Raw genomic sequence first — 959 nt, forward strand, 5'->3', positions numbered from 1 at the left:
TTTTCCATTTTGTGCAAATCCCAAACTTGTAAAAAGTAAGAAAAATATTGATGTTAAAAATCTGTTCATAGGTTTTCTTCAAATTACAGGTAACGTGTTTGTATATGGTTTGTTGCGTGGTTTAGCACGTAATTTAGCAAATAAAAACCGAATAGAAAATCCGCGAGGATTTTCGTAAGTAGGCTAGAACTAGCAATAAATTATATACGGTGTTACCTGCAGTTTTTTATTCAGATTTCACATAATTCGATAATACTAATACATAAAACATCTCATCTATATTTTCTATGTTTTCAGGTAGGAAATGCATAAATACAATATTCATATTATCAACATTTCTAATGCTTAAAAAGTTCGAACTATATGTTAAGGATTCAATTTGTTCTTTAGGTAGAATTTTCAATAAAGCTTTGTCTTTTATATGACATTGAGGTTCGTTATAATGTAAAATTAATTCCCCTTTGCTTATTCGCCATTTCCCACTTATAATTTCGTCATTATCTAGAATGTTAAATTTTCCGTCATTTGTTATTTCAATTTTCTCAAATACTTGTAAGTTGTATGGTTTTTCATTCGATGTTTCAACGCTGTTTAGATTCCAACTTCCAATTATTTCTTTACTAATAAACAAACTGTCCTTTTTAGTTAACAATTTCAATCTTGTATCTTCCAACATATGCATATTGATGGAATCTAAATTTTTAGACATTTCACTTTTTAATAGAACTTTGCCTTTCGGGTTTAGAGAATCATAAACCACAATTATGTCTTCTGGGCTTACTTGACCAAATCCAAATGTACAAGTTAGAATTATTATTAAAGTGATTAGTTTCTGTTTCATCCGTTGCGTTTTTAATTGCAGGTAACGGTCTTGTATATGGCTCGTAGCGTGTAAATTAGCGATATTTTTTCGGATTAAGCACAAGCCAGATTTTTAAATTTTACTATTTATCTTTTTT

General features: G+C 29.0%; 1 protein-coding gene. It reads right to left on the reverse strand.

Annotated features, from left to right (window positions below; all coding sequences use genetic code 11):
- Window positions 1-226: 226 nt before the first annotated feature.
- A complete protein-coding gene (locus tag K8344_RS13925) occupies window positions 227-841 on the reverse strand; it encodes a hypothetical protein (protein WP_237609284.1) in 615 nt (204 codons plus the stop codon).
- Between the last annotated feature and the right edge of the window lie 118 nt (window positions 842-959).

This window comes from Aequorivita xiaoshiensis (genome assembly GCF_022008395.1).
Lineage (GTDB): Bacteria > Bacteroidota > Bacteroidia > Flavobacteriales > Flavobacteriaceae > Aequorivita > Aequorivita xiaoshiensis.

Bases quoted from the DNA above. Each gene is read 5' to 3' on its own strand.
- K8344_RS13925 (WP_237609284.1), bottom strand. From the start codon at position 841: ATGAAACAGAAACTAATCACTTTAATAATAATTCTAACTTGTACATTT.